This is a genomic window from Paenacidovorax caeni, assembly GCF_001298675.1.
GTDB classification, from domain to species: Bacteria; Pseudomonadota; Gammaproteobacteria; order Burkholderiales; family Burkholderiaceae_C; genus Paenacidovorax; species Paenacidovorax caeni.
Map to the genome: position 1 here is coordinate 1 of NZ_CYIG01000152.1, position 545 is coordinate 545.

The following is a 545-nucleotide window of genomic DNA, read 5'->3' on the forward strand; positions in this document are numbered from 1 at the left end:
ATGGATGAAACCGACCACGGTTTGACGCCACGAATCGCAGATTTGAAAGTGAACAGGAAAGTCAATGAAATCAACGATCTACCAACACCACCTCCGCGCCAGTGCTAGCTTTTCGTACCGTCACTTATTGCACTGAAAACGAGGAGACCCCAACTCGCCGCTGAGAGCGGCGGTAACGGCGCTGGCTCAGCCTGCTGCGTCGCAACCAGCCACGGTGGAGACTGCACAACCTGGCGCGGGCGTACCTGGGGTGGCGGCGCCGGGCAACGCGGCCACACCCACACCCGAACCTGAAGCACGCCCGAAGCGAGCGGCGCATTACTTGTGGGCGGTGCTGATTGCCCGCATCTACGAGGCATTTCCGCTGCTGTGCCCCATGTGCGGTGGGCAGATGGCAGATGCGCATCATTGCCTTCATCACCCACAGCGCCGAAATCCGCCACATCCTGAACCACATCGGGGTGGAGTCTGCCCCCCCGCACATCACCCCGGCACGCGGGCCACCGCTGTGGGAGGGCTGCGACGCGCCGGTGGATGATGGTGCG

1 pseudogene is annotated in these 545 nt (G+C 62.8%); it reads left to right on the forward strand.

Features of this window, described 5'->3' with window-relative positions:
• Nucleotides 1-148: 148 nt before the first annotated feature.
• Nucleotides 149-545, forward strand: a pseudogene (locus tag BN2503_RS19870) (IS91 family transposase); the annotation flags it as partial.